2 protein-coding genes are annotated in these 1,624 nt (G+C 38.3%); both read left to right on the forward strand.

Annotation, left to right across the window (positions count from 1 at the left end; genetic code table 11):
• On the forward strand, positions 1-816 hold an 816-nt coding region (locus B5J93_RS13615; RefSeq protein WP_265734222.1), incomplete at its 5' end, for a calcium-binding protein.
• Positions 817-861: 45 nt separating this feature from the next.
• Positions 862-1,602 (forward strand): calcium-binding protein, encoded by a 741-nt coding sequence (locus tag B5J93_RS12640; protein ID WP_115237096.1) that lies wholly within the window; start codon positions 862-864, stop codon positions 1,600-1,602.
• Positions 1,603-1,624 lie beyond the last annotated feature (22 nt).

The following is a 1,624-nucleotide window of genomic DNA, read 5'->3' on the forward strand; positions in this document are numbered from 1 at the left end:
AAGTTCGGTTGGTATACAATAATTGATACAATAGGCATGGCAGAGTTTGATAAAATCAAATATAAAATTGGTGTTATCGATAGTTTCATGAGCACAAAAACAGATAACATGTTTTATGCTAACGTCAAAGACTTTGAAAAAACAACCAAAATTATCAATGATACTTATGATAGGCTGATTAAGTCTGTTTATAGTGGACTCTATCCGCAAACTGTTCAGAATCGTTATGGCGATTTGATAGATATTGTGGTAGATGTCAAAGATGGTAATCTTCTGTTTGGTTTGGACATTAATCGACTGGTAAGCGACTTTAAGGCAAGGTTAGATGTAGGTGGTCAAACCGCAATGTCTGCCTTTGGCGATATCATGGAGTATTTTGCTTATCTTCAAGTGCAAACACGACCTAACATTGTTGGCAGAGATAAGTTGGTTAATTTGATAGAGCATGTTGTATCTAGCGTGCCAAAACATGAATTGGATGGTTGGATAAATGGTATTGATTTTAAGATTGATAGAGAATTACCAATTAAGATGGGCGATGCACAAGATAATCATTTAAATGGCGGTGCTGTGTTTGCAGGTGCTGGTAATGATCGGTTGACTGGAACTAAAAATTCTGACCTCCTATTTGGTCAAGATGGTAACGACACCCTAAATGGCGGTAACGGCGATGACATCTTAAATGGTGGTGCTGGCGATGATTATTTAAGCAATTCGGGTCAGAATAACGGTAATGACACTTACATCTTTAGTGGTGATTATGGTAATGACATCATTCATGACTCTGATTCAAATGTCTCTAAAGAACGCCATTAAGACACCATCCGTTTTACAGATGTTAATCTGTCTGCAGTTCAAGTCTTGTTAAAAGGTCAAGATTTAATCCTTAAAACATCAGACTTAAATAGTGTTACCATTCAAAACTTCCAGCACGGTGACTCTTATCATATTGAAAACTTCGAATTTGCTGACCAGACAGTCAGCCTTGCCGAACTGGTGGCAACAAAAGTTGCCACCTATCACGGTACAGATAATAACGATAATCATAATATAGCGCAATGGAAATCTCAGAGCGTTGCCCATCTGGGTGCTGGCAACGATGTTTTCAACGCTACTGGCGGCAAAACTGAAGTCTATGGTCAAGATGGCGATGATCGTGTTACGACAGGTACTGGCAACGATGTTTTAGATGGCGGTAATGGCAGTGACACCCTAAATAGCGGTAACGGCGATGACATCTTAAATGGTGGTGCTGGCGATGATTATTTGCAAGGAGGTGCAGGAGCGGACACTTTTGTGTTCTCTTTGGACGTGGATTTGGTGGTAGATGTCAGCCAGATTGGATTTGATAAAATTGCTGATTTTGATCTAAAGCAAGGAGATAAGATTGATCTAACAGGACTTTTTGCTGACAAATCAATCATGGACAATTTTGGTGATTATATTCATTTTGAAAAATCAGGTGCCAAAAATATTACGATGATGATTGATATTGATGGCAAGGATGAGATGTTTGAAAAAATAGCAATCGCTGACATATATTCAAATAACATCGATGGTGTGTTGAACCAACTCAATCAGGGTGAAGGTTTGATTTTGTAAAGTAATCATAAAAAAATAAGGC

It is taken from the genome of Moraxella equi, from assembly GCF_002027555.1.
Classification (GTDB): domain Bacteria; phylum Pseudomonadota; class Gammaproteobacteria; order Pseudomonadales; family Moraxellaceae; genus Moraxella; species Moraxella equi.